The organism is Hyphomicrobium sp. 2TAF46, from assembly GCF_052114865.1.
GTDB lineage: Bacteria > Pseudomonadota > Alphaproteobacteria > Rhizobiales > Hyphomicrobiaceae > Hyphomicrobium_B.
The window spans coordinates 80827-107381 of the sequence record NZ_JBFRFO010000005.1 but is presented as its reverse complement, the minus strand read 5'-3'; the positions used below and the strand labels follow the sequence as shown (position 1 = coordinate 107381).

Genomic DNA, 26555 nt, shown 5'->3' with positions numbered 1-26555 from the left:
CGATGCCGGCAGCGAATGGCAAAGCCAATGGTGCGATTGCCGCGCCTTCCCAGACCGGTAAGGCTTACCCCGTCCAGGATCATGTCTATGATGTCGTCGTCGTCGGTGCCGGTGGCGCTGGACTTCGCGCGACACTCGGTTGCGCGGAGGCCGGCCTCAAGACAGCGTGCGTGACGAAGGTTTTTCCGACGCGTTCGCACACCGTCGCGGCGCAGGGTGGCGTTGCCGCCGCGCTCGGCAACATGGGCCGCGATGACTGGCGCTGGCACATGTACGATACGGTCAAGGGGTCCGATTGGCTCGGAGATCAGGACGCGATCGAATATCTCTGCCGCAACGCTCCGGCCGCGGTTTACGAGCTCGAGCACTACGGCGTTCCGTTCTCGCGCACCGAGGACGGCAAAATCTATCAGCGCCCATTCGGCGGCATGACAACGGATTACGGCGAGGGCCCGCCCGCGCAGCGCACGTGCGCGGCCGCCGACCGCACCGGTCATGCGATGCTACATACACTTTATGGGCAGTCGCTGCGTCAGTCGGCGGAGTTCTTCATTGAGTATTTCGCGCTCGATCTGATCATGGATCGCGACGGCGCCTGCCGGGGCATTATCGCGCTCAATCTCGACGACGGCACGCTGCATCGTTTCCGCGCGAAGAAGACCATCCTTGCGACGGGCGGATATGGGCGCACGTATTTCTCGTGCACGTCGGCGCACACGTGCACGGGCGACGGTAACGCGATGGTGCTGCGGGCCGGGTTGCCGCTTCAGGACATGGAGTTCGTGCAGTTCCACCCGACCGGGATTTACGGCGCGGGCGTGCTGATCACCGAGGGCGCACGCGGCGAAGGCGGCTATCTCACGAATTCAAAGGGCGAACGCTTCATGGAGCGTTATGCGCCGCACGCGAAGGATCTGGCGTCGCGCGATGTCGTCTCGCGCTCGATGACGATCGAGATCCGAGAGGGCCGCGGCGTCGGCCCGGAAGCCGACCACATCTATCTGCATCTCGACCATCTCGATCCGAAGATCCTGGCCGAGCGTCTGCCGGGCATCACGGAGAACGCGAAGGTTTTCGCCGGTGTCGATTTGCGGCGGCAGGCAATCCCTGTGCTGCCCACCGTCCACTACAACATGGGCGGCATACCGACGAATTATCACGGCGAGGTTCTGACCAAAAAGAACGGCGATCCCGATCACGTGGTGCCGGGCTTGATGGCTATCGGCGAAGCGGCATGCGTTTCGGTGCACGGTGCCAATCGCCTCGGTTCGAATTCGCTCATCGATCTCGTCGTTTTCGGCCGCGCCGCCGGGCTTCGCTGCGCGGAGACGATCGAATCGGGTGTTGCGCAGCCGGATCTGCCGAAGGACGCGAACGAGCCGTCGCTCGCGCGTCTCGACCGCTTCCGCTACGCCAAGGGCTCGACGCCGACAGCGGCGCTCAGGCTGCGCATGCAGAAGATCATGCAGGCGAACTGCGCTGTGTTCCGCGATGGGCCGGTGCTGAAGGAAGGCGTCGAAAAAATTCATGCGGTGTGGCGCGACGCCGAGGACATTGCCGTCACGGATCGTTCGCTCGTCTGGAATTCGGATCTCGTCGAGACGCTCGAATTCGACAATCTGATCGCGCAGGCTGCTGTGACGGTCGTCGGGGCTGAAAATCGCAAGGAAAGCCGCGGCGCGCACGCCCGCGAAGATTTTCCGAAGCGCGATGATGTCAACTGGATGAAGCACACGCTCACGTGGGCCGATTATGCGGCGAAGACCGTCACGATCGACGACAGGCCGGTGCACACGCGGACGATGACCAACGAGGTCAAATACATCGAGCCCAAGGCGCGCGTTTATTGAGCGGTTCTGGCTTTTTGTCTGGTCGCGCTTCTTATCGGAAAACCGGTGCCCACTTTTCCGGAAGCGCTCCGGGCGAGTAGAAATAGCGCCGTCACAGGAACTCGCTTATGGTGCGGCGCTGATCAAGGGGCGCACCAGATTTGAGCAAAAGTTCTAGAGAAGATCTCGACGAAACCGACACGCGGATGTCGCCCGATCCTTTCGCGGCGGTGCTACCGGCGTTGGCGGCGCTTGGAGCCATCGCGTCGATTGCCTCCATCAACTGGTCGGGGGAGGGGAAGGTCGCGGCGCGGACGCGGACCAAACGCAAAACGGGCGCTGCGCTCCGCGATCTCGAAACGTGCTGTATCGGGCTCGCCGAGATTTTCCGCCGCTTCCAGCGGCATCCCCGCGTGTTTGCGGGGGAGGGCGGCCAGGCTACGGCCCCGCTCAAATTCGGGGTGCACGGCCAGCGCATCCGGGCCGACGCCCAACGGCTCTATCTGCAACTGATGAACGACATCGCCTCGATGCTCGTTCTGGCCGCCACGAATGCGTTCGACGTGATGACGGCCATCGAGGACGGCGACATCGACGCGCCCGAGGAGATCTTTTTCGGCTTCGGCGAGCAGCAGGAGCGGCTCAACGAAATCATTCAGTCGCGGGTGCCGCTCAGGGTTGCCGTCGATACGGGGGCCGAGATCGCCGATCAGCTGATCGCGCTCGTCCGGGAGCTCAAAAAGCACCAGAAACCCGGTTGAGCGAAAGAACCGCACGCGGCGGTCCCGCATGTTGACACTGGAGGCTTGTTCAAGCTTCTGTCATCTGACAGTTCATTTCTCCGCAGACGGGACCCCGAAGTCTCATGGTTCAGCTCACGCTTCCAAAAAACTCGAAGATTTCCGAGGGCAAGACCTGGAACAGGCCGGACCACGACGGCGACTGGAAGGAGTTCCGCATCTATCGCTGGAACCCGGACGACGCCCGGAACCCGCGCATCGACACCTATCATATCGATCAGAAGCAGTGCGGGCCGATGGTGCTCGACGCGCTGATCAAGATCAAGAACGAGATCGACCCGACGTTGACGTTCCGCCGGTCGTGCCGCGAGGGCATCTGCGGCTCGTGCTCGATGAACATCGACGGTACAAACACGCTCGCCTGCCTGAAGAGCATCGAGGACGTCAAGGGCGCCGTTAAGATCTACCCTCTGCCGCATATGCAGGTGGTGAAGGACCTCGTGCCCGATCTCACGAATTTCTACGCGCAGCATGCCTCGATCGAGCCGTGGCTCAAGACGGATACGCCAACGCCGCCGAAAGAGTGGCGGCAGTCCCGCGGTGATCGCGAGAAGCTCGACGGTCTTTACGAGTGTATTCTTTGCGCCTGCTGCTCGGCGTCGTGCCCGAGCTATTGGTGGAACTCCGACCGGTATCTCGGTCCCGCGATCCTGTTGCAGGCCTATCGCTGGGTCATCGACAGCCGCGACGAAGCGACGGGTGAACGGCTCGATAATCTGGAAGATCCGTTCCGCCTCTACCGCTGCCATACGATCATGAATTGCGCGAAGGCCTGCCCGAAGGGGCTGTCGCCTGCGAAGGCGATTGCGGAATTGAAGAAGCTGATGGTCGAACGCCGCGTCTAAGCCATTCGCGCCGTCGATCAAATCAGCCAGTCGATAGGAGCACCGCGTGCTGGATATTCTCGATCACATCGGCTTCCCGATTACCGACTATAAGCGGTCGCTGAATTTTTACACCAAAGCGCTGGCGCCGCTCGGCATTGTTCTCCTCAAGGAAGTGAAGTTCTCGGAAGAGGACGAGGACGGCTACGCCGGATTCGGTCGGCAGCGTCCGCAGTTCTGGATCGGCACCGGCACTGCGTTGAAGGGCCGCCTGCACGTCGCTTTTTCCGCGCAAAACCGGCAAGAAGTCCAAGCCTTCTATGATGCGGCGATCGCTGCAGGCGGCAAGGACAACGGGCCGCCGGGTCTTCGGCCGCATTATCACGCCAATTACTATGGCGGCTTCGTTATCGATCCTGACGGACACAACATCGAAGCGGTGACGCATCTGCCGGAGTGATCGTCCGCGTGCGTCACAGGTTGAGCTGGTAGCTGTGTGCCAGCCAGCGGTAGCTGCCGGGGGCGATCGTCTCCACATACCCAAGCGACGGGAACGGCATGTGATAGCCGATGACCGGCAAACGATCCGTGGCCGCCATATCGAATATGCGCCTGCGCGTTGCGGCGCTCTGCTCCTTATCGAAATCGAAGACGCAGTGCCACTCGGGATGCGCCAGCGACGCGACCTGATGATGGGCGCAATCTCCCCAGAACAGAATGGATTTGCCGCCGCTTTCGATCATGTAGGCGAGGTGTCCCGGCGTGTGGCCGTGGGCCTCAATGGCGCGAATGCCACTCACGACATCGTCGCCGGGCTTGATGAATGTGTACTTGCCGACGATCGGTTTTGAGTTGGCCCTGTAGACACTGGCGAACTTTTCCAGGTCGCCCGAGAATTTGCCTTCCGGGACCCAGAAGTCGTGCTCGATCGCTCCGATCACGTAGCGCGCGTTCGGGAAAAGCGGCTTGCCGTTCTCGATGACGCCACCGATGTGATCGGGATGCCCGTGGCTCAACAGGACAACGTCGATATCTTCCGGTTTGAAGCCCGCCGGACCGAGCTGAGCTGCAAGCCAACCGCCGTTCGGACGCGGAACAAAGCCATTCGAGCCGTTTCCGGTATCGATCAGGACGATTTCCTTCCCCGTGTTGATCAGGGTTGGCGAAAAGCCCGGCTGATATTTTTGTTCAGGCAGGAGATTGTCGCGCATGAGCTTGCGGACGCTCGTTTCATCGGCGTTCGCGCCGATGAGCGGGAAAGGGCCGTCGATGAAGGTTTCCGAATCCGAGATCGTCGTGATTTCGAAGTCGCCGAGCTTGAAGCGGTAGAATTTCGGCTGCCAGCCGCCGAGGAGTGCGCCGGCGGCTTCAGCCCGCGGCGTTGTCGCCAATGTCAATGCGGGCATCGCAGCGAGACCGAGGCTTGCAGCAAGAAGGCTGCGGCGGTCGAAGTTCTTGGCGGCGGGCAGGTTGCCCGAGATTTCGTTTGCAGTCGTCTTCGACATTTCAAGGCCCTACGGAGGTGTTAAAGCTCGGGTGAGGCTAGACCGTGAGAGGGGACGCGCACTTGTACGAACCTGCTGCGGGGCGGACTGAAAGCCTGAAGCCCTTGTGGCATGTCGGCGATGGGCGGATGCTTTTCGCCGGTTGCCTGCAGCGCAACGCGCTTCACAGCCACAGCGCGCCCGTGCTGCTTGCCGGGCTCTACGATGACTTTCGTTTGAAGCTTCGGGGCAGCGCATGGTTCTCCTGCCGTGCCGCGATCATTCGCGCGGGAGACGCGTATGAATTCGATGCCGAAGGGCGGCCGCTGGCGGTCGTTTACGTCGAGCCGACCGAGACGCCAGCCGAAGGTCTCGTCGCATTGCTCCGGGAAACGCGTGAAGAACACGGTGCGCTGATCGGCGAGCAATCCGATCTCGCACTTCTTCGCGCGCTCTATGAGGATGCTGCCTGTCTTCGCTGGGCGGATGACGCCATGGCCGATCTCATTGGCTTTTCGAAAGCCAAGGTTCGGCAAACGATCGACCGGCGCGTGGCGTGTGCCATCCAGACGATTGCCGAAAGCGGGGCTGCAGAAAGCGATCTGGTGCGGACGCCAAGTGTTGACAGCGCCGCGCGCGCTGCCGGGCTCTCGACGTCGCGCTTTCAGCACCTCTTTAAGCAGGAGACTGGCGTGTCGTATCGCCGGTATGCGGCGTGGGCCAGGATGCGGGCGGCTGTGGCGGAGGTTGTGAAAGGCAACAACTTCACTAGGGCCGCTCATGCCGCAGGCTTCTACGATCAGCCCCACTTTGCGCACGAATTCCGCAGGATTTTCGGCGCGCCCGCGTCGAGAAGCCTCGCCAGCGTCAGGTCTTGAGGGTTCGGGTGCTTCCCTCGGGGCCCGTTGCGTGCGATAGCGGCTGAGACGCAGTATCGACCGTTCGCAGATGACCCACCCGCTTTCTTCTCTCACCTCAGGCGCGATCTCGTCGCCATTCACGCAGCTTCGGAAGCTTCTCGCCGGTATTCCGTCCGGCCATGGGAAGCCGATCGAGCTGACGATCGGCGAGCCGCGCGAGGCGATGCCGAATTTCATCGCGGCGAAGCTCGACGAGGCGACGGTGCTTTACGGGAAATATCCGCCGATCCGCGGGAGCGAGAATGCGCGGCTTGCCATCTCGGAGTGGCTATCCCGGCGTTACGCCTTGCCTTCGGCCGTCGATCCCGAGCGGGAAGTGTTGATGCTCAGCGGCTCGCGGGAAGGTTTGTTCTTCGCGTGCCTTCCGGCCGTCGGACGCAAAGAGATCAAGGGGCGTCCCACGATCCTGATGTGCAATCCGTATTATTCGGCTTACGTCGCAGGCGCTCTGGCGGTCGGGGCCGAGCCTGTGTATCTCAATGCGACCAAGGCGACGGGCTTCCTTCCCGATCTCGACGAGATCGCGCGCGATAAGTCTCTGCTGGCACGCACCGCGGCGCTCTTCATCAATTCGCCGGCCAATCCGCAAGGTGCCGTCGCGGATCGCCGATACATCCTGAAGGCGCTCGAACTCGCCCGCGCGCACGACTTCATGCTGTTTCTCGACGAGTGCTATTCGGAGATCTACACGGAGGCGGCGCCGACGGGCGGTCTCGAGGTCGCGATCCAGACGCCCGAGCGGTTTCGCAATCTCGTCGTTTTCAATTCGTTGTCGAAGCGCTCGAACCTGCCCGGGCTTCGGTCCGGCTTTTGTGCTGGTGATGAGACTTTCCTCGAGGCCTACGGCGAGGTCCGGAATATGTGCGCTCCGACCGTGCCGCTGCCGGTACAACATGCGTCGGCCGCCATTTGGCGCGACGAGGCTCATGTTGAGGCTTCTCGAAACGCGTATCGCGAGAAATTTCTTATTGCCGACAATGTGTTAGGTGACCGTTACGGTTACAAGCGGCCTGCGGGCGGCTTTTGCCTCTGGCTTGATTTGAGCCAATTCGGCGGCGGCGCTCAGGCCGCGGTAACCTTATGGCAACGTGCAGGCGTCAAAGTCATTCCCGGCAGCTTTCTGGCTCAGACGGGAAGGGACGGCACCAACCCCGGCGCGGATTATGTTCGCGTCGCCATGGTCCAAGACTCCAAGACGATCCGGGAAGCGCTCGAACGCACGATTTCCGTGCTGCGTTAAAGAGTACGTTCGTCGTCATGTCGCTTGATACGCGTGGATTGGATCCTCAGCGTCTGCTTCCGCAGTCTCTGGAGGACCGGCTGTTAGGCTGGGTAGGCCGCTTTGGCGGAGCAATTTTGCTCGGCTCGACGGCTCTCATCTGGATCAGTCTTGTGTCGTGGTCGGTGCTCGATCCGAGCCTGACCCATACGACGACGGCTGCCGCGCGCAATTTCGCAGGCCCCGTCGGCGCGATCATTTCCGATCTTCTATTCCAGATGCTGGGCTTCGGCGCAGTTCTCGCGCTCATCGCGCCCGTCGTCTGGGGAATCGAGATGCTGAAGTCCGAGCGCATCACGGACGGCCGCGTGCGGCTCGGATTTTATCCGCTTTCCATTCTGGCGCTCGCGGGGGCGATCTCCGCGCTGCCGATGCTCAGCGGCTGGCCGCTGCGTCATGGGTACGGCGGGCTGCTTGGCGATGGCGTCTATCATCTCATTCTCAAAATCTTTGCGTCGCTGAACGAAGAGCGGGCTCCGCTTGCGGCGGGCTGCGTACTCATAGCGGCGGCCGTTCAGACATCCGGGAAAGCGATCGGGTTTGAAGCCGAGGCCGTTTTCAAGTCGGTTCTGCGTTCGCTGAGCTCCGGTTTGCGGTTCGCAACGAGTAAGCGCCGCTGGGAAGAGGCAGCTGCTCTCGGTCCGTCTATTGCCGCCGGCGCCGACCGCGTGCGGCGTGGCTGGCTCAAGAAATCTCCTACGGCGGCCACCGCCGAACCGGGCGCAGCGTATTCCTCTCTCGACGCGTTCTCAGGCGAGACGACGCCAACGCTCGATCTCAATCCGGAGCGCACCGCGCGCTCACGCCGGGACGTGGGGCCGGATGCAGCAGAGAATTCCAATCTGCCGCTCGACGTCGCTCCTCATGATGATGGGCACGGCCAACGCCATGGCGCGGCGCAGGGTGAACTCGATCTTCCGTCCGCCGAGATAGAGGCCGAACATCTTTCTCGCGGGCATTCGGCCGACGATCTTCTCGCCCACGACTTCGAGTTCGACGACGCCATCGATAATTCCAGCCGTCAGATCGCTGCGCGTTTCGCGCCCGCGTCGGCGCTTGGGCGTGATGCGGACCGGCGCGAGTTCGAGCGGCGGGATTCCGAGAGGCCGAAGGCTGTCATGCCACCGCTGATCCCGTCAGCGCCGGTCGCGCCGCCTCCTGCAGCCGCGCAAAGCGTCACGCCACCAGGCAAGGCTGGAGCGAGCAACGGCATTCTCGCGGGCATCGCGCGCGCACGCATTCAGCCGCAATGGAAGCGTCCGTCTCTCAACATGTTGAAGCGTCCGGGGGCTCAAAAGCCGCGTCCGGAACTGTCGCAGACCGTCATGCGCGGCAATGCGCGACTGCTCGAAGACGTGCTCGGGGATTTCGGCATCAAAGGCGAGATCAAGGATATCCGTCCGGGTCCGGTCGTGACGCTGTACGAGCTCGAGCCGTCACGCGGTACGAAATCCTCGCGCGTCATTGGGCTTGCTGAAGATATTGCGCGCTCGATGAGCGTGGCGAGCGTTCGCGCCGCCGTCGTGCCCGGCCGCAATGCCATCGGGCTCGAATTGCCGAACGCGCGCCGCGAAACCGTGCTGCTTCGCGAGATTCTCGAAGCCGATGCGTTCAAGGCTGAGAGCGCTGGTCTGCCGCTCGGTCTCGGCAAATCGATCAGCGGCGATCCGGTCGTCGCCGATCTCGCGCGCATGCCGCATCTGCTCGTTGCCGGCACGACCGGGTCGGGCAAATCCGTCGGCATCAACTCAATGGTGCTGTCGCTTCTCTATCGTCACTCGCCCGACGATTGCCGCGTGCTGATGATTGATCCGAAGATGCTCGAGCTTTCGGTCTACAACGGGATTCCGCATCTTTTGACGCCCGTCATCACCGATCCGCACAAGGCGGTCGCCGCGCTCAATTGGGCGGTGCGCGAGATGGAAGAGCGCTACAAGCGCATGGCCGGACTTTCGGTGCGCAACATCGATGTCTTCAATAACCGCGTGCGCAACGCGAAGAAGCGCGGCGAGTTGCTGTCGCGCACGGTTCAAACGGGCTTCGATAAGTCCGGGCAGGCGCGGTTCGAAACGCAGAAGATGGATCTCGAGCCGCTGCCGCGCATCGTGATCATCGTCGACGAGTTCGCGGACTTGATGATCGTCGCGGGGCGTGAGGTCGAGGCTTCGGTGCAGCGTCTGGCACAGATGGCGCGCGCCGCGGGCATCCATCTCATCATGGCGACGCAGCGGCCGTCGGTCGATATCATCACGGGGACGATCAAGGCCAACTTCCCGACGCGCATCTCGTTCAAGGTGACGTCGAAGATCGATAGCCGCACCATTCTAAATGAGCAGGGCGCCGAGCAACTTCTCGGTCAGGGCGACATGCTCTACTCGACGGGAGCCGGACAATTCGTGCGCGTGCACGGCGCGTTCGTCTCAGACGAAGAAGTCGTGGCGTTCGCCGACGCGCTCCGGCAGGAAGGCTCACCGAAGTACGTCGAAGGCATCACGGACACTCCGCCGCAATCCGAGGTTCAGGGCGGGGTCAGAGAAGCGAGCGACGACGATCTCTACGACCGCGCCGTCGCAATCGTTCTCAGGGACGGCAAGGCTTCGACAAGCTACGTCCAGCGGCGGCTTTCGATCGGCTATAATCGCGCCGCAGATTTGATCGAGCGCATGGAGCGAGAGGGGCTCATTTCAGCTGCTAATTCGGTCGGAAAGCGCGAAATTCTCGTTCCGCGCGGTGGTGGTACCGACGCTGCGGCCTAAAAACTCAACAGGCAGTTGAGGATAATCGCTGCGTCAATTCTCCTGCGGCTTGCCTGTGACATGTCATTGGCCGTACGCAACGAATGCAATAGCGTTGCCGCCAAGTTCTGGACGCAATCTTTGCCGAAACCGTAATCTGCTTTCAGAGCCCCGCTGACGGGGCTTTCGGGGCTTTGGGGGGCCACGATGGGACGAAGCATGAGCAAAATTTTGCGCGTAGGCGCCATGGCGATGGGTTTTGCCCTCGCATCTTTTGGGGCTGCCACGGCACAGGATCCGGACGGTCCAACGAATACGATTGTCAACCCATCAGCCAACGCGGACAAGACGGCCGTTAAGGGTTGGACGGGACAGGTTTCACCAGCGAACAGCCCCGATGGCGTCACGCTCGATGCGCATCAAACCGAGCTAGTTCATAAGGTCAGCGCGTATTTCGAATCGCTGGACAGCCTGAAGGGATCGTTCGTACAGACCGATGCCGGCAACAAGCGGATGAAGGGCAAGTTCTTCGTCAAGCGGCCAGGTCGTTTTCGCTTCGATTATGCGTTGCCCTCGAAACAAGTGATCGTATCCGATGGCGAGAACCTCGCCATTCAGGATCTCGATCTCAATAACGAGGATCGCGTTTCTCTCGATCAGACGCCATTCCGGCTCTTGCTGCGCAAGGACGTCGATCTCATTCGCGATGCGCGCATCATCGAGGTGCAACAGGCCGACGATCTCATCGTCCTCACGATTGAAGACAAAGACCCGAATTCTCCGGGCAAGATAAAGCTCTTCCTCGCGACGAAGCCGGCGTTGGAATTGAAGGAATGGGTGACTACGGACGCCCAGGGCCAAGACACGCGAATCGAATTATCGCAGCTTGTCAAAAGCGACGATCTCGATGGAAATTTATTTAAAATTCAACCGCTTGGCCCCAAAAAGGCGATGCCGCAGTAGGTTTGTCGAGGGAAATCAGGCTGTTGCATTCTGAACCCGATGCAATACCCAACCTGTGGATAAATCTGGTTAACTGATCACAATTTCGTGATGTGCCCGCGCAGGCACTATTGAATTCTTTCTGCTTGCGCTTAAGTCCAACCATGCAGGTGGCGTCACCCTGTATTCGGTAGTGCCCCCCGTCTAGCCGAAGACGCTACCTCTGGTACCGGCTTCCCTCCCGGTGCCGAGCGCGACAAGCGCATAGCGCCCAGTTCCTCCCCCCGGGACTGGGCGCACTCTTTTCCAGCCCCGTTTTAAACCCGGTTTTTCAAAACTCGCATTTCCGAGTGTGGTCTTGTCGTGGCATGCCACCCGGCAATCAGGCCGGATGCGCCTCGACGGGAACATTAGCGCGCGTTGGAGGTGATGGTGGGGCAATCGTGGCCGCGCCCATCAGCGTATCAACAGCTTTCACGTCCTTGGCCAAGAGTTTCAGCCGCGTGACGATGCATGAGGAGAAGTGCTGCGCCAGGTCGGCATCGGCTTCCATCATCTCGTGCATTTTCTGGCGCGCGAGCCGAAGCGCCTTGACCTGGCCTTGGGCGATTACCGTCGTCGTGTGAACAATTTCGATGAACATCGCCAATTCAGCGATCATGACGCCTTCGGGGAGCACTTCGCCGCCCGATTTTTGCGGAGCGTCGCCGTTGTCGTTGATGCGAATGCTGTTCCCCGAAACGATGACGATCGCGGCGTCGCTTGTCTCATCTTCCGCGATGATGACATCGCCGGGTCTATAAATGATGCGCTCCGCGCGCCGAACGATTTCGGTCAATTGCAGCGGAGTGAGGCCTTGAAAGAGCGGTAAGGCCAAAAGCGGTTTGACGAGGGCGTCGATAGCCATCGCGTGAGAAACTCCATGCCGACAGGACAAAGTGGGACGCACCGGCGGCGAAGTGTTGCCGCATGCGAACGCAGTTTAATACATAAGTCCGAGCAGCCTGAAACAACCGCGGCGCCAGACAGCGCAGGCGGCTGTGGACGCATCCATTCTGCAACGGAAATGTCGCTCGCAAAACGGCATGAACTGCAGTGGAGCAGAGCTAAGGCGCGAGCTTGTACCCACCACTCTCGGTAATCAGCAGCTCGGCGTTCGAAGGATCTTTCTCGATCTTCTGGCGCAACCGATAGATGTGCGTTTCGAGTGTGTGGGTAGTGACGCCGGCGTTGTAGCCCCAGACCTCGTGCAAGAGGACATCTCTAGAGACGACCTTATCGCCGGAACGATAAAGGTACTTCAGAATCGAAGTCTCTTTTTCCGTTAGGCGGATCTTGCTGCCCGTCTGATCGATCAGAAGCTTTGATGCGGGCTTGAAGGTGTAACTGCCGATCGCAAAGACGGCGTCTTCGCTTTGCTCATGCTGGCGGAGTTGAGCGCGGATGCGCGCGAGGAGAACGGCGAATTTGAACGGTTTCAGTACGTAGTCGTTGGCGCCGGCATCGAGGCCTAAGATCTGGTCGGCGTCCGACGTATTGCCGGTCAGCATCACGATCGGTGTCTTGAACCCCGATTTGCGAAGCAGTTTCACCGCCTCGCGGCCGTCCATATCCGGCAGGCCGACGTCGAAAACAACGAGATCGAAACGGCCTGTCTTCGCCGCTTCTATTCCTTTGCTCGCGGTCGCTGCTTCCGAAACCTCGAATTCATCGTGTAGGACGAGTTGATCTTTCAACGACGTGCGCAGATCTTCATCGTCGTCGACGAGGAGGACCTTTCGGGCCGTGCTCATGGACGGGGCTCCAGTTTCTTGGCTGCTTTTAGCGTGGGACACTAGCATCGCGCGCGGCGGCAACATAGGCTCTGGAAGCAAACAGGCAAGGGGAATGGGTAGTTCCTTGAATGACGGCGTGGAAGGCCCGAGGATCGAAGCCGGCGGCGAAGCTGATCGTCAGGGCATTATCCCGGGGCGCGCGGCAGGGCCGATTGGAATTCGGCGGCTTCAGTGTGCCGTGCGCGCTGGGCCGCTCAGGCATCAAAGCATTAAAACGCGAGGGTGACGGTGCGACGCCGCGAGGCCGGTTTACAGTGCGCTACGCATTTTACCGGCCGGGAACGCGGCGGCCGCGCACGGCGCTCGCCCTTCATGCCATTCGTCCGGACGACGGATGGTGCGACAGTCCTCTCGACCGGAACTACAACCGTCCGGTGAAGCTTCCCTATCCGGCCAGCGCCGAACATCTCTGGCGCAGCGACGAACTCTACGATGTCGTCGTGGTGCTCGGTTATAACGATGTACCACGTGTGCGCAATCGCGGCAGCGCTGTCTTCATGCATATCGCGCGAGGCGATCTGAAGCCGACGGAAGGATGCGTTGCGTTGCGGGCGAAGGATCTCCGGTTGCTCTTGTCGATGCTGCCGCGCGACTGCGAAGTCGTCGTTTCAATTTGAAGGCATGAAAAAGGGCCCGACGGCTTGAAACGCCGGGCCCAAGTTTGAGCACGTCTAGGTGGAGACGCGTGCTCGGGAGGAGAGATCCGCGGCCGTTTCCGGCCGCGGGAAATGCGTGCCTCAGTAGTGGTATGCGCTCTCGCCGTGATCGACGAGATCGAGACCCTCGCGCTCTTTCTCTTCCGACGGGCGAAGACCGATGACGATATCGACCAGCTTGAAGAGGATGGCGGAGCCGATGCCGCTCCAGAGGAGCGTCAAGCCGACCATCTTCGCCTGGGTGATCACCTGAGCGGCCATGTCGTAGGTGCCTGCAGTCATCTCGCCGGGCTTCGTGATGTAGTCGGCGATGCCGGCTCCACCCCAGTCTGGATTGACGAGAAGGCCCGTGCCGATGGCGCCGACGATGCCGCCGATGCAGTGGACGCCGAAGACATCCAAGCTGTCGTCGTAACCGAGCGCGCTCTTCACTGCCGAGCAGAAGAAGAAGCAGATCGGGCTGACGACGAGACCGAGAATGATCGAGCCCATGACGCCGGAGAAGCCGCAAGCCGGTGTGATCGCCACCAGACCGGCGACGACGCCCGACGCCATACCGAGTGCCGATGGCTTGCCCTTGGCGATCCACTCAACGAGCGTCCAGGACAGGCCTGCAGCGCAGGTTGCGATGAACGTGTTGATGAAGGGAACGCCCGCGAACTGGTTGACTTCGAGGTTCGAACCGACGTTGAAGCCGAACCAGCCAACCCACAGAAGAGCGGCGCCGATCATCGTCATCACCAGCGAGTGCGGGGGCATGGGTTCTTTGCCGTAGCCGACGCGTCTGCCGAGGATCAGACAGCCGACGAAGGCCGCGATACCGGAGTTGATGTGCACGACGGTGCCGCCGGCGAAGTCGAGTGCGCCCCACTGGAAGCCGATGCCCGCATCCTTCAGCACGGCATCGAGTGCCGCCTGCGCGTGGACCTTGGCGTCGCCCGATGCGGCCGCGACGGCCTTGGCAGCGTTACCGAACGCATCGGGACCGCCCCAGTACCAGACCATATGCGCAATCGGGAAGTAGATGAACGTGACCCAGAGGGCCATGAAGACGAGCATCGCCGAGAACTTCAAGCGCTCGGCAACGGCACCCAGGATGAGGCACGGCGTGATGCACGCGAACGTCATCTGGAAGATGATGTAGGTGTATTCAGGAATGTAGACGCCATTCGAGAAGGTTGCGGCGAGCGAGTTTGAATCGACGCCCTTCAAGAAAGCTTTCGAGAAGCCACCGACGAAATCATTGAGACTGCCGCCATTGGTGAAGGCCATCGAGTAGCCGTAGAGCACCCAAAGGATTGCGACGAGGCAGAGCGTCGCGAAGACCTGCATCATCATCGACAGCATGTTCTTCGAGCGGACGAGGCCGCCGTAGAACAGTGCGAGGCCGGGTACCGTCATGAGAAGTACGAGAACCGAGGCGATGTACATAAAGGCCGAGTCGCCCTTATTCGGTACCGGTGGTGCGGCCGCGGCAGGAGCCGCAGGGGCAGCAGCAGTCGCTGCTTCCTGGGCCAACGCCGGGTCGATAATGAGCGCGATGGTAGCAAGGGCCCCCAAGACCCCTGCGCACCGCGCCATGGTACGAAACTCCATGTTGTGTGCTCCCTGATTGACGTTCGAAAAGTGAAATCCTCGGCTTAGAGCGCGTCGTCGTCCGATTCCCCGGTGCGGATGCGAACGGTGTGCTCGATCGGCGAAACAAAAATCTTGCCGTCGCCGATCTGGCCGGTTTTCGCGGCGCGCTGGATCGCAGCGAGCGCCTTGTCTACCTGTGCGCCGGGCACGACGACTTCGATCTTGATCTTGGGAAGAAAGCTCACGGCGTACTCGGCGCCGCGGTAGATTTCCGTGTGGCCCTTCTGGCGGCCGTAACCTTTGACCTCGGTGACGGTCATGCCCTGCAGACCGAGGTCGGTCAGCGCTGAGCGAACCTCCTCGAGCTTGAACGGCTTGATTACCGCGGTAATGAGCTTCATAGGGCCCCCTTTTCTCTTTGAACCGGCCGTAACCGGGTGCTCGCCAAAATAGTCTTCCATCCCCACGCTGGGACGCAGACTTCGGCTACAGGGAGTCAAGACGCGTGCCAGTTGGACGGCGTTTGCTCAACATCTTGATTAGACAACGGAAAGTTGACGGGCGCGCGGGAACGCCGCCTGCTCAGCATACAAAGCGAGCACAAAAAATGTGCATCTTTGGCTGATTGAACGCTATTTGGGCAGGAATGCGGTCTCTCTGGGGCGCATCAGTCCTTCCTGGACCGTAGATGCCACCAACCGCCCGTCGCGGTCGAAGATGGACCCTCGGCAATAGGCGCGGGCCCCGAAGGCGCTGGGGCTGTCTTGAACATAAAGCAGCCAGTCGTCGGCGCGGAATGGACGGTGGAACCACATGGCGTGGTCGAGGCTCGCAAGCTGCACATCGGTATCGAACAGGAGCTTGCCGTGGGCGACCAGGGCTGTGTCGAGCAACGTGAAGTCCGACGCGTAGGCGAGAACGGCCTGATGGATGTAGGCGTTGCTGGCCAAGGGCCCATTGGATCGCAGCCAGATCGACTGCTCAGGCGGCCGCGGTTCGCGGCTCGCGTAGCGGGACGGGTCGACGATGCGCACGTCGATCGGCCGGTCACGGCTCAGGTAAGCACGCATGCTCTCGGGCAGATCGGCATTGCCGGCGCTCAGAAGCTCCTGGGTGCTCGGCAAGGCTTCCGGTGGCGGAACAGCGGGCATCTTCGACTGGTGCTCGAAACCCGTTTCCGGCTTGTGAAACGAGGCGCTCATCGAGAAAATGGCGCGGCCGTGCTGGACGGCCCGAACCCGCCGGGTCGTGAAACTGCCGCCGTCCCGGATCCGTTCAACGTCGTAGACGATCTCGCGCTCGGGATCGCCGGCGAGCAGGAAGTAACCATGCAAGGAGTGGATCGGCCGTTTTTCGTCGACAGTCGATGCGGCTGCAACCAAGGCCTGGCCGAGCACGAGGCCGCCGTAAACGCGTTGCCAGCCTTCGCTCGCCTTTGGCCCGCGAAACAGATTGTCTTCAAGCGGTTCTAGGGTCAGCGTCTGGATAAGCTTATCCAGGGCTGGGTGCGGCGAAGACAAAGCTGTCATGGTGGACTTTCGTAGAGAAGTTGTAGTGAGATGAGCCAGGAAGACGGCGGGTAGATACTTAGGCTGTCATGGGCGGCACGAAAAGCAAGTTGCGGTAGAGCAGACAGCAATCGGTGGTGCGTAAATTGAAGTTCGATGTGGCGATTGCGGGCGGTAGTTTCGCAGGCATGGCGGTGGCGCGGGGCCTCACGCAGGCGCTTGGCCCCGATATCCGGCTGGCCATCATTGACCGTACCGATCCCGAGACGGCGAAGGCCGCCCCGGACAGCCGGGCATTCGCCATTTGGGCCGGGACGAAGACGATCCTTGAAGGGCTCGGCGCGTGGGAGTCGATGAGCGCCGACGCCCAGGCCGTTACTTCGATCGAGATTTCCGATTCCAATATCGACGACGCCTTCCGGCCCGCGAAGGTGACATACGACGCGCATACGAAGGATGGCTCGCCCGCGGCCTACATCGTGCCGGCGGCATCGCTTTCGGCGGCTCTCTACAAGACGATTGCGAACGATCCGGCCATTACCTGGTTGGCCCCGGCGGAAGTCGATGGGTTGCTGCTCGGTGAGTATGCGAGCGAACTCACGCTTCGTGACGGACGGGCCATCAGTGCCGCGCTCACCATTGCTGCCGACGGCAGAAATTCGAAGCTCAGGGACGACGCCGGCATCAAGACGATCGGCTGGGCCTATCCGCAAACCGGCATCGTGGCGCGCGTGAAATTCGAAGAGCCGCATGGCGGGGTTGCGATCCAGCATTTTCTGCCGGGCGGTCCGTTTGCCATCCTGCCGCTGCCGCACAATCGCGCGTGCATTACGTGGAGCGCCGACAATGATGAAGCGGCGCGCGTGACCGCACTCGACGACGAAGCCTTTCTCGCCGAACTCGATCGGCGCATCGGCGGCCGTTTTGGCGCGATCACACTCGACGGACCGCGGCAGTCCTGGCCGCTCGACGCGCGTCTGGCGCGAACGCTCATCGCGCCGAGGTTCGCGCTGGTCGGCGATGCTGCGCATGGCGTGCATCCAGTTGCGGGCCAGGGAGTCAATCTCGCGCTACGCGATGCGGCAGCATTGATCGAGGTTTTGGCCGACGCGGGCCGCCTTGGGATCGATTTCGGTAGCGGAACGCATCTCGAGCGTTACCAGCGCTGGCGCCGCTTCGATTCCGCGATGTCGGCATCGCTGTACGATGGGATCAATCGGGCCTTTGCGATCGACAGCATCGTGCTTAGGGCCGGTCGTGGCGCTGCGCTCGGCGTTCTGGACAAGCTTCCGACGCTCAAGGATTACATTATCGCCGAGGCTGCCGGTGTTACCGGCGATTTACCGAAGCTCGCGCGCGGATGCCCCGTCTAAAGGCGGTCGCTCTCTTCGCTGTCTTCTTCGACATCGTTCGCCTCGTCATCTTCGCTGCCGGTCACGTCCGGACGCCTAATGACGATGGTGCGCGACTGAAGGTCGATGTTTGGAACGTATCGATCCTCGAAGGGAATGAACTCGGTCGCCGAGCCGTCGGCCGGCTTCAGCTCGAGTAAATCGCCAGCGCCGAAATTCTGCACGGAGACGATTTTGCCGAGCGCACTGCTGTCGTCCGATACCGCGTCAAGCCCGATGAGGTCGGCGTAATAGTACTCCGCGCCTTTCGGATCCGGTAATCGGTCACGGCCGACATAGAGCTTGATTCCCCGCAATGGCTCGGCGGCATTGCGATCCTCAATTCCGTTGATCCGCGCGACGATGCCTTTGGGCGTCACGCGCACGACGCGAAGTGAGAAACTTCGCTTCCCGGATTCGTCGGTCAGCGGTCCGTACGATGCAATGGCATCCGGTGTTTCGGTATACGTGCGAACCAAGACGTCGCCACGGATGCCGTGTGCACCGGAAATTTCGCCAATGAGAATTCGTTGCGTGTTTTTGCTGTTCGGCAATGGAGGTCTACCGCGGGTCTCAGGTTGGAAGCGATGGCCCAGACTATATGGCAATGGCGAAATTCAAATCAATTTGTGCGAGGCGTTCGGTGTCTCGGTCGGCGCAAACGATCAACTGCCGTCACTGTTTTGGCAATGGACCGAGATACCTGATCTCAATGTTGATCTCTTTGCCGCCAACGTGAACTGTTGTGTTCTGAAATAGCGCGAATGGATCAATCTCGCCGCTAATTGGAACTGCGAAGCTTGGTTTGACCGGCGGTGGCCGCGGCGATTTCCGACGCAGCGGAATTCTGTAAGTTCCACGCAGAGATGTTCGGCGTGGAGCCTTTTTCGGCGGTGCCTTCAGCTCACCCATATAGACCCGGCCGCGCGGATCGGCGCCGAAGAGCCGGCCTTTGCGGCATATCAAAATGAATCGATTAGATGCATGTGCCGGTTCTGCGTTGTGCGCTCTAACGACTTCAAATAGGCCATCAACCGCCATTTGGTCCTTCATCGTCTCTTCTCCCACTCACCCGGAGGGACGTGCTCCAAAATTCGGGCCAGTGAGCGCTGCAACAAAAAACCTCCCGAGTGCAACTCGGGAGGTTTTTTGAAACGCAGAAATCTCGTGCGCCTTAGGCCGTTTCGCCCTGTGCGGCTTCGGCAGCCTTGGCGGCCTTCTCGGCTGCGGCGGCAGCGCGCTCCTGAGCCTTCTTCTTCGGCTTCGCCTTCTCGGGATTGTTGGACGGCGTGCGCTTGGCAAGGCCCTGACCGTCGAGCAGACGGAGGACGCGGTCGGTCGGCTGCGCGCCGACGCCGAGCCAATGCTTCACGCGATCCTCGATCAGCTTGACGCGGTTCGGATCGTCCTTCTTCAGCATCGGATCGAAGGTGCCGATCTGCTCGATATAGCGGCCGTCGCGCGGGCTCGAGTGGTGGGCAACGACCACATAGTAGTAGGGACGCTTCTTGGCGCCACCGCGCGACAAGCGAATTTTCACCGACATCGTTCTGTTCTCCTGTTCAAATCGAATGTGTTCTTGAGTTGGTTTGACGCGTCATCTTTTCTTTCCGGGAAGCCCGGGAAATTTCGGCATTCCGCCACCGAGGCCCGGCAGGCCTTTCGGTAGCCCGCCGCCCAGGCCGGGAAGGCCGCCGCGGCCAAAACCCGGCGGGAGGCTCGGCATTCCGCCGCCTCCGCCGGTCAGACCTTTGGTGACCTGTTCCTTGAGTTCCTCGGGAAGCTGTTCGAGCGCCTTGGGATCGAGTTTTGCGAGCTCGGCCTGCATCGACTGCAATTCTGCTTCGGAAGGTCCGCCACCGGTGCGTCCGAGGAATTTGTTCAACATGCCGCCGTTGCGGCCCATGGTTTTCATCATGTCCGCCATCTGGCGGTGCATCTTCAGAAGCTTGTTGATCTCTTCGACCTTGGTGCCGGAGCCGGAGGCGATGCGGCGCTTGCGCTTGGCGTCGAGGAGCTTGGGATTGCGGCGTTCCTTCGGCGTCATCGACGAGATGATCGCACGCTGATGCACGAGGCTCTTGTCGAGACCGGCCTCGTTGATCTGACCTTTGATCTTGGCGACGCCGGGCAACATGCCGAGCACGCCCCCCATGCCGCCGAGCTTCTGCATCTGCTGCAATTGGTCGGAAAGATCTTCGAGGTCGAACGACCCCTTCTTCATCTTCTCGGCGATCTTCGTCGCCTTCTCGACGTCGATCGTTTGCGCGGCTTTTTCGACGAGCGAGACGACGTCGCCCATGCCGAGAATGCGCGAGGCGATGCGGCCCGGGTGGAAGTCTTCGAGCGCGTCCCACTTCTCGCCGACGCCGATCAGCTTGATGGGCTTGCCGGTGACGGCGCGCATCGAGAGGGCGGCGCCGCCGCGCCCGTCGCCGTCGGCTCGCGTCAGGACGATGCCTGTTACGCCGATATGGCCGTCGAAGGCTTTGGCCGTATTGACCGCGTCCTGGCCGGTCAGCGAGTCGGCAACGAGAAGAACCTCGTGCGGATGGATCGCGGCTTTGACGTCGCGAACCTCATCCATCAACTCTTCGTCGACGGTCACGCGGCCGGCGGTGTCGTAGATGATGACGTCGAAGCCGCCGAGCTTCGCTGCGTCTTCGGCGCGGCGGGCGATTTGCAGCGGCGTCTGGCCGGCGATGATCGGAAGCGTCGCGACGCTTGTCTGCTCGCCGAGGACGCGCAGCTGTTCCTGCGCCGCCGGCCGCCGCGTATCGAGCGAGGCCATCAGCACTTTTTTGCGATCGCGGTTCGTCAGGCGGTAGGCGATCTTGGCGGTCGTCGTCGTTTTGCCCGAGCCTTGGAGGCCGACCATCAGGATGCCGACGGGCGGTGCCGCGTGAAGATCGATCGGCTGCGCATCTGAACCCAGCATCGCCACGAGCTCGTCGTTGACGATCTTGACGACCATCTGGCCGGGCGTGACGGAACGCAGGACTTCGGCGCCGACGGCCTTGGCTTTTACCTTCTCAGTGAAATCCTTGACGACGTCGAGCGCGACGTCGGCTTCGAGCAGGGCGCGGCGAACTTCGCGCATCGCCTCGACGACGTCGCTTTCGGTCAGCGCGCCGCGTCGTGTCAGCTTATCGAGGACGCCCGAGAGGCGTTCTGTCAGCGATTGAAACATCTAGCCTTGCGAACCCGTGCTTCCTAACTTGTTTCGGTCGTCATCCCCGCGGAGGCGGGGATCCGCCCATGCTTGAAGCCTGGATGGATCCCGGCCTTCGCCGGGATGACGGTTCATGTGGGAACGCCCGTCCCATGCGCAAAGCCGTACCGCGCAAAGCACAAACGCACCCGGGAGCGCCACGCGCCGCCGGATGTTAACCCCCCTGCCTCCCGGACGCATTTCGCGAGAAAAGGCCATGTGCAGGGCGGCGGCCGCTCAAGTCAGGGCCGTCGGAATGGCGTGGGTATGGGGGAAAGGGCCCTGAAAGTCAATGTCCGGCCCTCCCATCAGCCTCTAGTGGCCTGTCCGTGAAGGCAAGTGGGATGGTGGTACGGAATTCGCTGCGGCAGAGCGGTGCGTCATCTTGGCAAGAGCGCCGCCGCTTCGCGCGGCAGGCGCTTAGATCCGATGCAGCGGTAAGCTACGGCTAGTCGATTACTTCCGTCTTGAGGTGCTTTGCGAGCGTTCGGCTGGGGCCGTACTCTTTGCTCGACCGCTCGAGCCATGCCGCAATTTCCGTTATGCGGGGAGATGAAATTTCTTCATCGTTTGCAGCGATGCGCGCGACGAAAAAGCCGTCGCCGTCCCGCATGGCTATCCACCTCGATCCATCGACGGCCATGAAGCGGACCATAGAAGACGAGCTGACAGACTCGCCAGCGTCGACGGCGAATTTCGCTTGATCCGTGACCCAGCGTGCCGTCGAGCACTTGCCGTTCCATCCTACAAACTCAAATGACGCACGCTCCTTGCCGAGCACCTTTCCTCCCGCCGAGAGCTGGAAATCGTCACCCAGCCATCGAACGCTTACCTGCGCACCGTCGCAGCCTTTGAAATTCAGTTTGTTGTCCTCGAATGCTGGGGTCGTCGCAAATGCTGTAGTGGTTCCAAGGATCGTCAGAACCCCGGCGACTGCCCAAGAAGCGATGCGCATCGTTTTCTTTTCTCCCAATTGCTCGCGTTGTCTTCAGTCGGCGATGTTGGGGGTAGCTTTTTGCAATCAAGTCGATTGGCGCGAATTGCGTACCAAATGACGCTAACGTGATGTTTTTAGGGATTTTTTCACGGGCTAAGCGGGAAGGGCTTGCAATCAAGCAAGCGCTCTATTCGCTCGGCCGTCTCTGAAGACGTATGCTTAGAACCGGTAGCCGTAGCGGAGGCCGATGCGGTCCATGCCTTCGTTGAATTTCTCGGTATAGGCGTTCGACATGTGCTCGAAATAGACCGAGATGTCGTTGTGTTCGTCCAGGTGGTAGCCGACTTCCATCGGGATGTGGAACAGCACGCGCGAGCCAAGCCATTTCTTGTCGGGGTCCGAGCCCGGGCCGCCGATTTCGCCGTCGTGGATGGCGGCGCCAAGGCCGAGGCCAAAGAACAGGCCGGACGGGCAGTCGCCCTGCCAGCGGGCGTCGATATAGCCGTCGCTGGTATCGCCGCGCGTATTGATCGATCCGCCGATGACCGGGCGAATGGCGCCCCAGGGAAGCGCCCAGGCGGCCGCAAACTGCGCTTCGATGTTGATGTCGGCGGCGTTGTGCTCGACCTGGAAGCCGCTCCAGAGGTCGGGCACGTCATGGGCGAGAACGCCGACTTTCAGGGCGTAGAGGAGGCCGTCAGCCGATGCGCCGTCTGCCGCTCCAGCCGCCATGAGGACGGCGAGACAGGCTGTCACGGCGATGCGCGCAAAAACCCTCATTCCGAAATGCCCCGTCTCAAACGACTTAAGGTGGTACTTTTCGGGGATTTCGGTATTTGCGGCAAGGGCGTGGAACGCACAAACCCGACGGGGCTTGCGCCCTTGTCACACTGTCCAGCCGGCCTAGTTGCTAACCAATTCGGACCCGGTGCGGCCGTCTGATCCGCCTGCCCCAGGCATTCGCCAGCCGGAAGACGCGACGTTCATAGGCGCGTTCGTCGGGGGTGAGGCAAATACAACCGTAGCAATAGCAGGGCCGAGCGCGAGCTAGGGCGATCCTGAAGAGAAGCGGTCTGGAATATTGCGCCATTTAAAATCTCATGGGATCTGAACGACGCACGCTGCAATTTGAAACAAAACAAGCATTTGCGTCGATTAACGAGGCAAGCCCGCTGTTTGTTCCGCCGGGAGGACAAGTTCGGTGCCGGCGATTCGATTATAGCAAAGCTTCGTACAGGGACGCTACGCGCCGGCGCCATCGCGTTCCGATTGTTATTTTTGGCGCTTCTCGCCATATAGGCTCGCATGAATACGGCATCGACCATTCCCTTCCTCAAAATGAACGGGCTCGGCAACGAGATCGTCGTTGTCGATTTGCGGAACAGCAGCCGCACGTTCACGCCGGAAGAGGCTGCGGCGGTGGCCGCCGACCGCCTATCGCGGTTCGACCAGATGATGGTTCTGCACGCGCCTAAGACCCCGGGCACGCAATCTTATGTGCGTATTTACAATGCCGACGGATCGGAAGCTGGCGCCTGCGGCAACGGCATGCGCTGCGTCGGTTGGTTTCTGTCGCAGGGCGGAGCGGGCGAGCGCTTTCTGGTCGAAACGCGCGCCGGCGTTCTCGACACGATCGTCAAGAACCAGGCATCGATAACGGTCGACATGGGCGAGCCCAAATTCGACTGGCAGGACATTCCGTTATCGGAAGAGTTTCGCGATACGCGCGCCATCGAATTGCAGGTCGGGCCGATCGACGATCCGGTGCTGCATTCGCCGTCGGTCGTCAATGTCGGTAATCCGCATGCGATCTTCTGGGTCGAGGATCTCGATCTCTACGATCTTGGCCGGTTTGGGCCCTTGCTCGAGAACCACCCGATTTTTCCGGAGCGCGCGAACATCTCGCTGGCGCAGGTGACGTCGGCTCAATCCATTCTGCTCAGAACCTGGGAGCGTGGGGCGGGTTTGACGCTGGCGTGCGGATCGGCCGCGTGCGCTGCGGCGGTTTCGGCTGCCCGGAAGAAGCTGACAGGTTGCAGCGTCCAAGTGACGTTGCCCGGCGGCAATCTCAGCATAGAGTGGGCGGCCAATAATCACATCCTGATGACGGGCCCCGTAGAATTCGAGTACGAGGGCGCGATCGATTTTTCAAAATTGGCAAAGGTGTCGGTTTAGTCCGGCGCCTCAATCGGACCTCGAGCCTTGCTCTTCGCGGGCGCCTCGCAAATGGAACGACGACAGAGCCCATGTCCGAACCCGAAGTGATAACGCTCGGCTGCCGGCTGAATGTTTACGAATCCGAGGTGATGCGGCGTCACGCGCGCGAGGCGGGGCTTGATAACGCCGTCATCGTCAATACGTGTGCGGTGACGGGCGAAGCCGTGCGGCAGGCGGCGCAAACCGTCCGTAAGCTGCGGCGTTCGCGACCGGACGCACGCATCATCGTTACCGGTTGCGCGGTGCAGGTCGAGCCCGAACGCTTTGCCGATATGGCGGAAGTCGATCACGTCATCGGCAACGCCGAGAAGATGAAGGCCGAGACCTTCGCCGGATTGTCGACCGCGACAAGCGAGCGGGTTCTGGTCAATGACATCATGAGCGTCCGCGAGTCGGCGCTGCATATGATCGATGGTTTCCATTCGCACACGCGGGCCTACTTACAGATTCAGAATGGCTGCGATCATCGTTGCACGTTTTGCATCATTCCGTTCGGGCGCGGGCCGTCGCGTTCGGTGCCGGCGGGCGAGGTCGTCAGCCAAGTGCGTGCGCTCGTCGAACGCGGATACTTCGAAGTCGTCTTGACGGGCGTCGACATCACGTCTTACGGCCGCGATCTTCCCGGAGCCGCCACGCTCGGTCAGCTCGTTCGCCAGATGTTGAAGCATGTGCCGGAGCTCAAGCGCCTGAGGCTTTCGTCTATCGATCAAGTCGAAGCCGATCCGGACCTGATGATCGCGCTCGGCGAAGAAGAGCGGTTGATGCCGCACTTGCATCTGTCGTTGCAGGCTGGCGACGATCTTACTTTGAAGCGCATGAAGCGGCGGCATTTGCGCGCCGATGCGATTGCCTTTTGCGAGAGAGCGCGAGAGATCCGGCCCGATGTCGTATTCGGCGCCGATCTCATCGCGGGATTTCCAACCGAAACGGATGATATGTTCGAAAATTCACTGAACATCGTGGATGAATGCGGACTGACGTATCTGCACGTCTTCCCATTTTCTGCGCGCCGGGGGACGCCAGCGGCACGCATGCCGCAAGTTCCCGGAAACATCGTCAAGGAGCGCGCCGCAAGGTTGCGCGTTAAGGGCGGTGCGGCGCTCAGCTCGTATCTCGAAAGTCAGCGAGGACAGGTGGTCGAAGTGCTGATCGAACGAGACGGCAATGGGCGCACGCCACAATATGCCGAGGTTTTCATGCAGGGCGAACGCGCGCAGAGCGCCGGGACGATCGTTCGAACACACATCAAGGGCGCCGATGCCCAGCGGCTCGTCGGCGAGGCAGTCTCGTGAGCGAATCCAAGGAAAAAGGCAAAGGGATCTTCGGCCGCTTTTTCAAGGGCGCGGCGGAGCCGGTCCAGGCACCCGAAGCGAAGCCTGCTGAAAACGATACTACCGCCACAGCGCCCGAACCCGTGGCAGCCGCTACGGCCGTGCCGCAAGTTTCGTCCAAAGACGTCGCGGTCAAAGCCGAGCCCGTAAAGCAGAGCTGGTTTCAGCGACTGAAATCGGGGCTCGGCAAAACGTCGTCGAAGCTGACGTCCGGCATCACGGATCTCTTTTCGAAGCGAAAGCTCGACGCCAATACGATCGACGATCTCGAAGATCTGTTGATCCAGTCGGATCTCGGCCTCGAAACGACGAGCCGCATCACGAATGCGATCGGCAAGGGACGTTTCGAAAAGGGTATTTCGGCAGACGAGGTCAGAACCATTCTGGCATCCGAGGTCGAGCGGGTGCTGACGCCTGTCGCAAAACCTCTTGTCATCGAAGCATCACATAAGCCGCACGTGATCATGATGGTCGGCGTCAACGGCACGGGCAAGACGACGACGATCGGCAAGCTTGCCAACAAATTCAAAGCGGAAGGCAAATCGGTTGTGCTCGCCGCGGGTGATACTTTTCGTGCCGCAGCTATCGACCAGTTGAAGGTATGGGGCGAGCGTGCGGGTGTGCCCGTTGTCGCGCGCGATGTCGGCGGCGATTCCTCGGGACTCGCCTACGACGCCTTGAAGCAGGCGCAAGCCACTGGCGCGGATGTGCTTTTACTGGATACGGCCGGGCGTCTGCAAAATAAGCAGGTGCTTATGGAAGAACTCGAAAAAGTCACACGCGTTTTAAAGAAGGTGGACGCAAGCGCGCCGCATGACGTTGTACTTGTGCTCGATGCGACGACCGGTCAGAACGCCTTGAGCCAAGTCGAAGTCTTTCGGGAACGCGCCGGAGTGACTGGTTTGATTATGACGAAACTCGATGGGACCGCACGCGGGGGCATTCTTGTCGCGATTGCAGCCAAGTTCGGCCTGCCTGTGCATGCCGTCGGCGTCGGAGAAGGGGCGGACGACCTGCAAGCCTTTTCCGCCGCGGATTTCGCGCAAGCTATCGCAGGTAACTGACTCTCGGGGGAATG

Annotated in this window: 25 protein-coding genes; 13 read left to right on the top strand and 12 right to left on the bottom strand. The window is 61.0% G+C overall.

Annotated features, from left to right (window positions below):
- Positions 1-2 precede the first annotated feature (2 nt).
- From sdhA to AB4Z24_RS11885, 4 genes are all read left to right on the top strand, one after another.
- The gene (sdhA, locus tag AB4Z24_RS11900; RefSeq protein ID WP_441708379.1) at positions 3-1850 is read left to right on the top strand and encodes a succinate dehydrogenase flavoprotein subunit; all 1848 of its coding nucleotides are present in this window, start codon (positions 3-5) and stop codon (positions 1848-1850) included.
- 140 nt (positions 1851-1990) lie between these two features.
- Positions 1991-2590, top strand: coding sequence for a hypothetical protein (locus AB4Z24_RS11895; RefSeq protein ID WP_441708378.1), 600 nt, complete (start codon positions 1991-1993; stop codon positions 2588-2590).
- Positions 2591-2694: 104 nt separating this feature from the next.
- A complete protein-coding gene (locus AB4Z24_RS11890) occupies positions 2695-3474 on the top strand; it encodes a succinate dehydrogenase iron-sulfur subunit (RefSeq protein ID WP_441708377.1) in 780 nt (259 codons plus the stop codon).
- 55 nt (positions 3475-3529) lie between these two features.
- Positions 3530-3913: a VOC family protein gene (locus AB4Z24_RS11885; protein WP_441708795.1), complete on the top strand. Its 384-nt coding sequence runs from the start codon at positions 3530-3532 to the stop codon at positions 3911-3913.
- Between the two features lie 13 nt (positions 3914-3926).
- Here the strand turns inward: AB4Z24_RS11885 and AB4Z24_RS11880 are convergent, their stop codons facing one another.
- On the bottom strand, positions 3927-4958 hold the full coding sequence (locus AB4Z24_RS11880) for an MBL fold metallo-hydrolase (RefSeq protein WP_441708376.1): 1032 nt from the start codon (positions 4956-4958) through the stop codon (positions 3927-3929).
- Positions 4959-5020: 62 nt separating this feature from the next.
- Here AB4Z24_RS11880 and AB4Z24_RS11875 point away from each other — a divergent pair, with 62 nt between their 5' ends.
- From AB4Z24_RS11875 to AB4Z24_RS11860, 4 genes are all read left to right on the top strand, one after another.
- On the top strand, positions 5021-5815 hold the full coding sequence (locus AB4Z24_RS11875) for a helix-turn-helix transcriptional regulator (RefSeq protein ID WP_441708375.1): 795 nt from the start codon (positions 5021-5023) through the stop codon (positions 5813-5815).
- Between the two features lie 70 nt (positions 5816-5885).
- Positions 5886-7097, top strand: a complete 1212-nt coding sequence (locus AB4Z24_RS11870) for an aminotransferase class I/II-fold pyridoxal phosphate-dependent enzyme (protein WP_441708374.1) — start codon at positions 5886-5888, stop codon at positions 7095-7097.
- A 17-nt stretch (positions 7098-7114) separates the two neighbouring features.
- A complete protein-coding gene (locus tag AB4Z24_RS11865; protein WP_441708373.1) occupies positions 7115-9892 on the top strand; it encodes a DNA translocase FtsK 4TM domain-containing protein in 2778 nt (925 codons plus the stop codon).
- Positions 9893-10090: 198 nt separating this feature from the next.
- Positions 10091-10834 (top strand): LolA family protein, encoded by a 744-nt coding sequence (locus AB4Z24_RS11860; RefSeq protein ID WP_441708372.1) that lies wholly within the window; start codon positions 10091-10093, stop codon positions 10832-10834.
- A 361-nt stretch (positions 10835-11195) separates the two neighbouring features.
- Here the strand turns inward: AB4Z24_RS11860 and AB4Z24_RS11855 are convergent, their stop codons facing one another.
- Together AB4Z24_RS11855 and AB4Z24_RS11850 are read right to left on the bottom strand one after the other, a co-directional pair.
- Entirely contained in the window at positions 11196-11720 is a 525-nt protein-coding gene (locus AB4Z24_RS11855; RefSeq protein WP_441708371.1) for a cyclic nucleotide-binding domain-containing protein, read from the bottom strand.
- 199 nt (positions 11721-11919) lie between these two features.
- A complete protein-coding gene (locus AB4Z24_RS11850; RefSeq protein WP_045834737.1) occupies positions 11920-12606 on the bottom strand; it encodes a response regulator transcription factor in 687 nt (228 codons plus the stop codon).
- 110 nt (positions 12607-12716) lie between these two features.
- Between AB4Z24_RS11850 and AB4Z24_RS11845 the strand changes: the two genes are divergently transcribed.
- Positions 12717-13265: a L,D-transpeptidase family protein gene (locus AB4Z24_RS11845; RefSeq protein WP_441708370.1), complete on the top strand. Its 549-nt coding sequence runs from the start codon at positions 12717-12719 to the stop codon at positions 13263-13265.
- Positions 13266-13385: 120 nt separating this feature from the next.
- Here AB4Z24_RS11845 and AB4Z24_RS11840 read toward each other — a convergent pair whose 3' ends face one another.
- The 3 genes from AB4Z24_RS11840 to tesB all read right to left on the bottom strand — a co-directional run bounded on the left by AB4Z24_RS11840 (position 13386) and on the right by tesB (position 16411).
- The gene (locus AB4Z24_RS11840) at positions 13386-14900 is read right to left on the bottom strand and encodes an ammonium transporter (RefSeq protein WP_441708368.1); all 1515 of its coding nucleotides are present in this window, start codon (positions 14898-14900) and stop codon (positions 13386-13388) included.
- Between the two features lie 44 nt (positions 14901-14944).
- A complete protein-coding gene (locus AB4Z24_RS11835; protein ID WP_013950212.1) occupies positions 14945-15283 on the bottom strand; it encodes a P-II family nitrogen regulator in 339 nt (112 codons plus the stop codon).
- A 231-nt stretch (positions 15284-15514) separates the two neighbouring features.
- On the bottom strand, positions 15515-16411 hold the full coding sequence (tesB, locus tag AB4Z24_RS11830) for an acyl-CoA thioesterase II (protein WP_441708367.1): 897 nt from the start codon (positions 16409-16411) through the stop codon (positions 15515-15517).
- 116 nt (positions 16412-16527) lie between these two features.
- On the opposite strand from tesB, the gene AB4Z24_RS11825 reads away from it, so the two are divergent.
- Entirely contained in the window at positions 16528-17763 is a 1236-nt protein-coding gene (locus tag AB4Z24_RS11825) for an FAD-dependent monooxygenase (RefSeq protein ID WP_441708366.1), read from the top strand.
- On the opposite strand, the gene rimM is transcribed toward AB4Z24_RS11825, so the two are convergent.
- From rimM to AB4Z24_RS11795, 6 genes are all read right to left on the bottom strand, one after another.
- Positions 17760-18335, bottom strand: a complete 576-nt coding sequence (rimM, locus tag AB4Z24_RS11820) for a ribosome maturation factor RimM (protein ID WP_441708365.1) — start codon at positions 18333-18335, stop codon at positions 17760-17762. The genes AB4Z24_RS11825 and rimM overlap by 4 nt on opposite strands.
- A gap of 121 nt (positions 18336-18456) precedes the next feature.
- A complete protein-coding gene (locus AB4Z24_RS11815) occupies positions 18457-18834 on the bottom strand; it encodes a hypothetical protein (protein ID WP_441708364.1) in 378 nt (125 codons plus the stop codon).
- A 121-nt stretch (positions 18835-18955) separates the two neighbouring features.
- Positions 18956-19327, bottom strand: coding sequence for a 30S ribosomal protein S16 (gene rpsP / locus AB4Z24_RS11810; RefSeq protein WP_441708363.1), 372 nt, complete (start codon positions 19325-19327; stop codon positions 18956-18958).
- A gap of 51 nt (positions 19328-19378) precedes the next feature.
- Complete coding sequence (gene ffh, locus AB4Z24_RS11805; protein ID WP_441708362.1) at positions 19379-20971, bottom strand: signal recognition particle protein; 1593 nt, start codon at positions 20969-20971, stop codon at positions 19379-19381.
- A gap of 469 nt (positions 20972-21440) precedes the next feature.
- Complete coding sequence (locus AB4Z24_RS11800; RefSeq protein WP_441708361.1) at positions 21441-21947, bottom strand: hypothetical protein; 507 nt, start codon at positions 21945-21947, stop codon at positions 21441-21443.
- Between the two features lie 201 nt (positions 21948-22148).
- Positions 22149-22709 (bottom strand): acyloxyacyl hydrolase, encoded by a 561-nt coding sequence (locus tag AB4Z24_RS11795; RefSeq protein ID WP_441708360.1) that lies wholly within the window; start codon positions 22707-22709, stop codon positions 22149-22151.
- A 525-nt stretch (positions 22710-23234) separates the two neighbouring features.
- Between AB4Z24_RS11795 and dapF the strand changes: the two genes are divergently transcribed.
- The 3 genes from dapF (at position 23235) to ftsY (ending at position 26541) form a co-directional block, all read left to right on the top strand.
- Entirely contained in the window at positions 23235-24104 is an 870-nt protein-coding gene (dapF, locus tag AB4Z24_RS11790) for a diaminopimelate epimerase (protein ID WP_441708359.1), read from the top strand.
- Positions 24105-24175: 71 nt separating this feature from the next.
- Positions 24176-25438 carry a tRNA (N(6)-L-threonylcarbamoyladenosine(37)-C(2))-methylthiotransferase MtaB gene (gene mtaB, locus AB4Z24_RS11785; protein WP_441708358.1) on the top strand — a complete coding sequence of 421 codons (1263 nt, stop codon included), beginning with the start codon at positions 24176-24178 and terminating at the stop codon, positions 25436-25438.
- Positions 25435-26541, top strand: a complete 1107-nt coding sequence (gene ftsY, locus AB4Z24_RS11780; RefSeq protein ID WP_441708357.1) for a signal recognition particle-docking protein FtsY — start codon at positions 25435-25437, stop codon at positions 26539-26541. The genes mtaB and ftsY overlap by 4 nt, the downstream gene beginning before the upstream one ends.
- Positions 26542-26555 lie beyond the last annotated feature (14 nt).

What these genes read in the sequence shown, in the direction of transcription:
- dapF (WP_441708359.1), top strand. Translation starts at nt 23,235, where the DNA reads ATGAATACGGCATCGACCATTCCCTTCCTCAAAATGAACGGGCTCGGC.
- sdhA (WP_441708379.1), top strand. Translation starts at nt 3, where the DNA reads ATGCCGGCAGCGAATGGCAAAGCCAATGGTGCGATTGCCGCGCCTTCC.
- AB4Z24_RS11815 (WP_441708364.1), bottom strand. Translation starts at nt 18,834, where the DNA reads ATGAAGGACCAAATGGCGGTTGATGGCCTATTTGAAGTCGTTAGAGCG.
- ffh (WP_441708362.1), bottom strand. Translation starts at nt 20,971, where the DNA reads ATGTTTCAATCGCTGACAGAACGCCTCTCGGGCGTCCTCGATAAGCTG.
- AB4Z24_RS11835 (WP_013950212.1), bottom strand. Translation starts at nt 15,283, where the DNA reads ATGAAGCTCATTACCGCGGTAATCAAGCCGTTCAAGCTCGAGGAGGTT.
- AB4Z24_RS11865 (WP_441708373.1), top strand. Translation starts at nt 7,115, where the DNA reads ATGTCGCTTGATACGCGTGGATTGGATCCTCAGCGTCTGCTTCCGCAG.
- AB4Z24_RS11800 (WP_441708361.1), bottom strand. Translation starts at nt 21,947, where the DNA reads ATGCGCATCGCTTCTTGGGCAGTCGCCGGGGTTCTGACGATCCTTGGA.
- mtaB (WP_441708358.1), top strand. Translation starts at nt 24,176, where the DNA reads ATGTCCGAACCCGAAGTGATAACGCTCGGCTGCCGGCTGAATGTTTAC.
- AB4Z24_RS11880 (WP_441708376.1), bottom strand. Translation starts at nt 4,958, where the DNA reads ATGTCGAAGACGACTGCAAACGAAATCTCGGGCAACCTGCCCGCCGCC.
- AB4Z24_RS11870 (WP_441708374.1), top strand. Translation starts at nt 5,886, where the DNA reads ATGACCCACCCGCTTTCTTCTCTCACCTCAGGCGCGATCTCGTCGCCA.
- rpsP (WP_441708363.1), bottom strand. Translation starts at nt 19,327, where the DNA reads ATGTCGGTGAAAATTCGCTTGTCGCGCGGTGGCGCCAAGAAGCGTCCC.
- AB4Z24_RS11840 (WP_441708368.1), bottom strand. Translation starts at nt 14,900, where the DNA reads ATGGAGTTTCGTACCATGGCGCGGTGCGCAGGGGTCTTGGGGGCCCTT.
- tesB (WP_441708367.1), bottom strand. Translation starts at nt 16,411, where the DNA reads ATGACAGCTTTGTCTTCGCCGCACCCAGCCCTGGATAAGCTTATCCAG.
- AB4Z24_RS11845 (WP_441708370.1), top strand. Translation starts at nt 12,717, where the DNA reads ATGACGGCGTGGAAGGCCCGAGGATCGAAGCCGGCGGCGAAGCTGATC.
- AB4Z24_RS11855 (WP_441708371.1), bottom strand. Translation starts at nt 11,720, where the DNA reads ATGGCTATCGACGCCCTCGTCAAACCGCTTTTGGCCTTACCGCTCTTT.
- AB4Z24_RS11860 (WP_441708372.1), top strand. Translation starts at nt 10,091, where the DNA reads ATGAGCAAAATTTTGCGCGTAGGCGCCATGGCGATGGGTTTTGCCCTC.
- AB4Z24_RS11795 (WP_441708360.1), bottom strand. Translation starts at nt 22,709, where the DNA reads ATGAGGGTTTTTGCGCGCATCGCCGTGACAGCCTGTCTCGCCGTCCTC.
- AB4Z24_RS11890 (WP_441708377.1), top strand. Translation starts at nt 2,695, where the DNA reads ATGGTTCAGCTCACGCTTCCAAAAAACTCGAAGATTTCCGAGGGCAAG.
- AB4Z24_RS11850 (WP_045834737.1), bottom strand. Translation starts at nt 12,606, where the DNA reads ATGAGCACGGCCCGAAAGGTCCTCCTCGTCGACGACGATGAAGATCTG.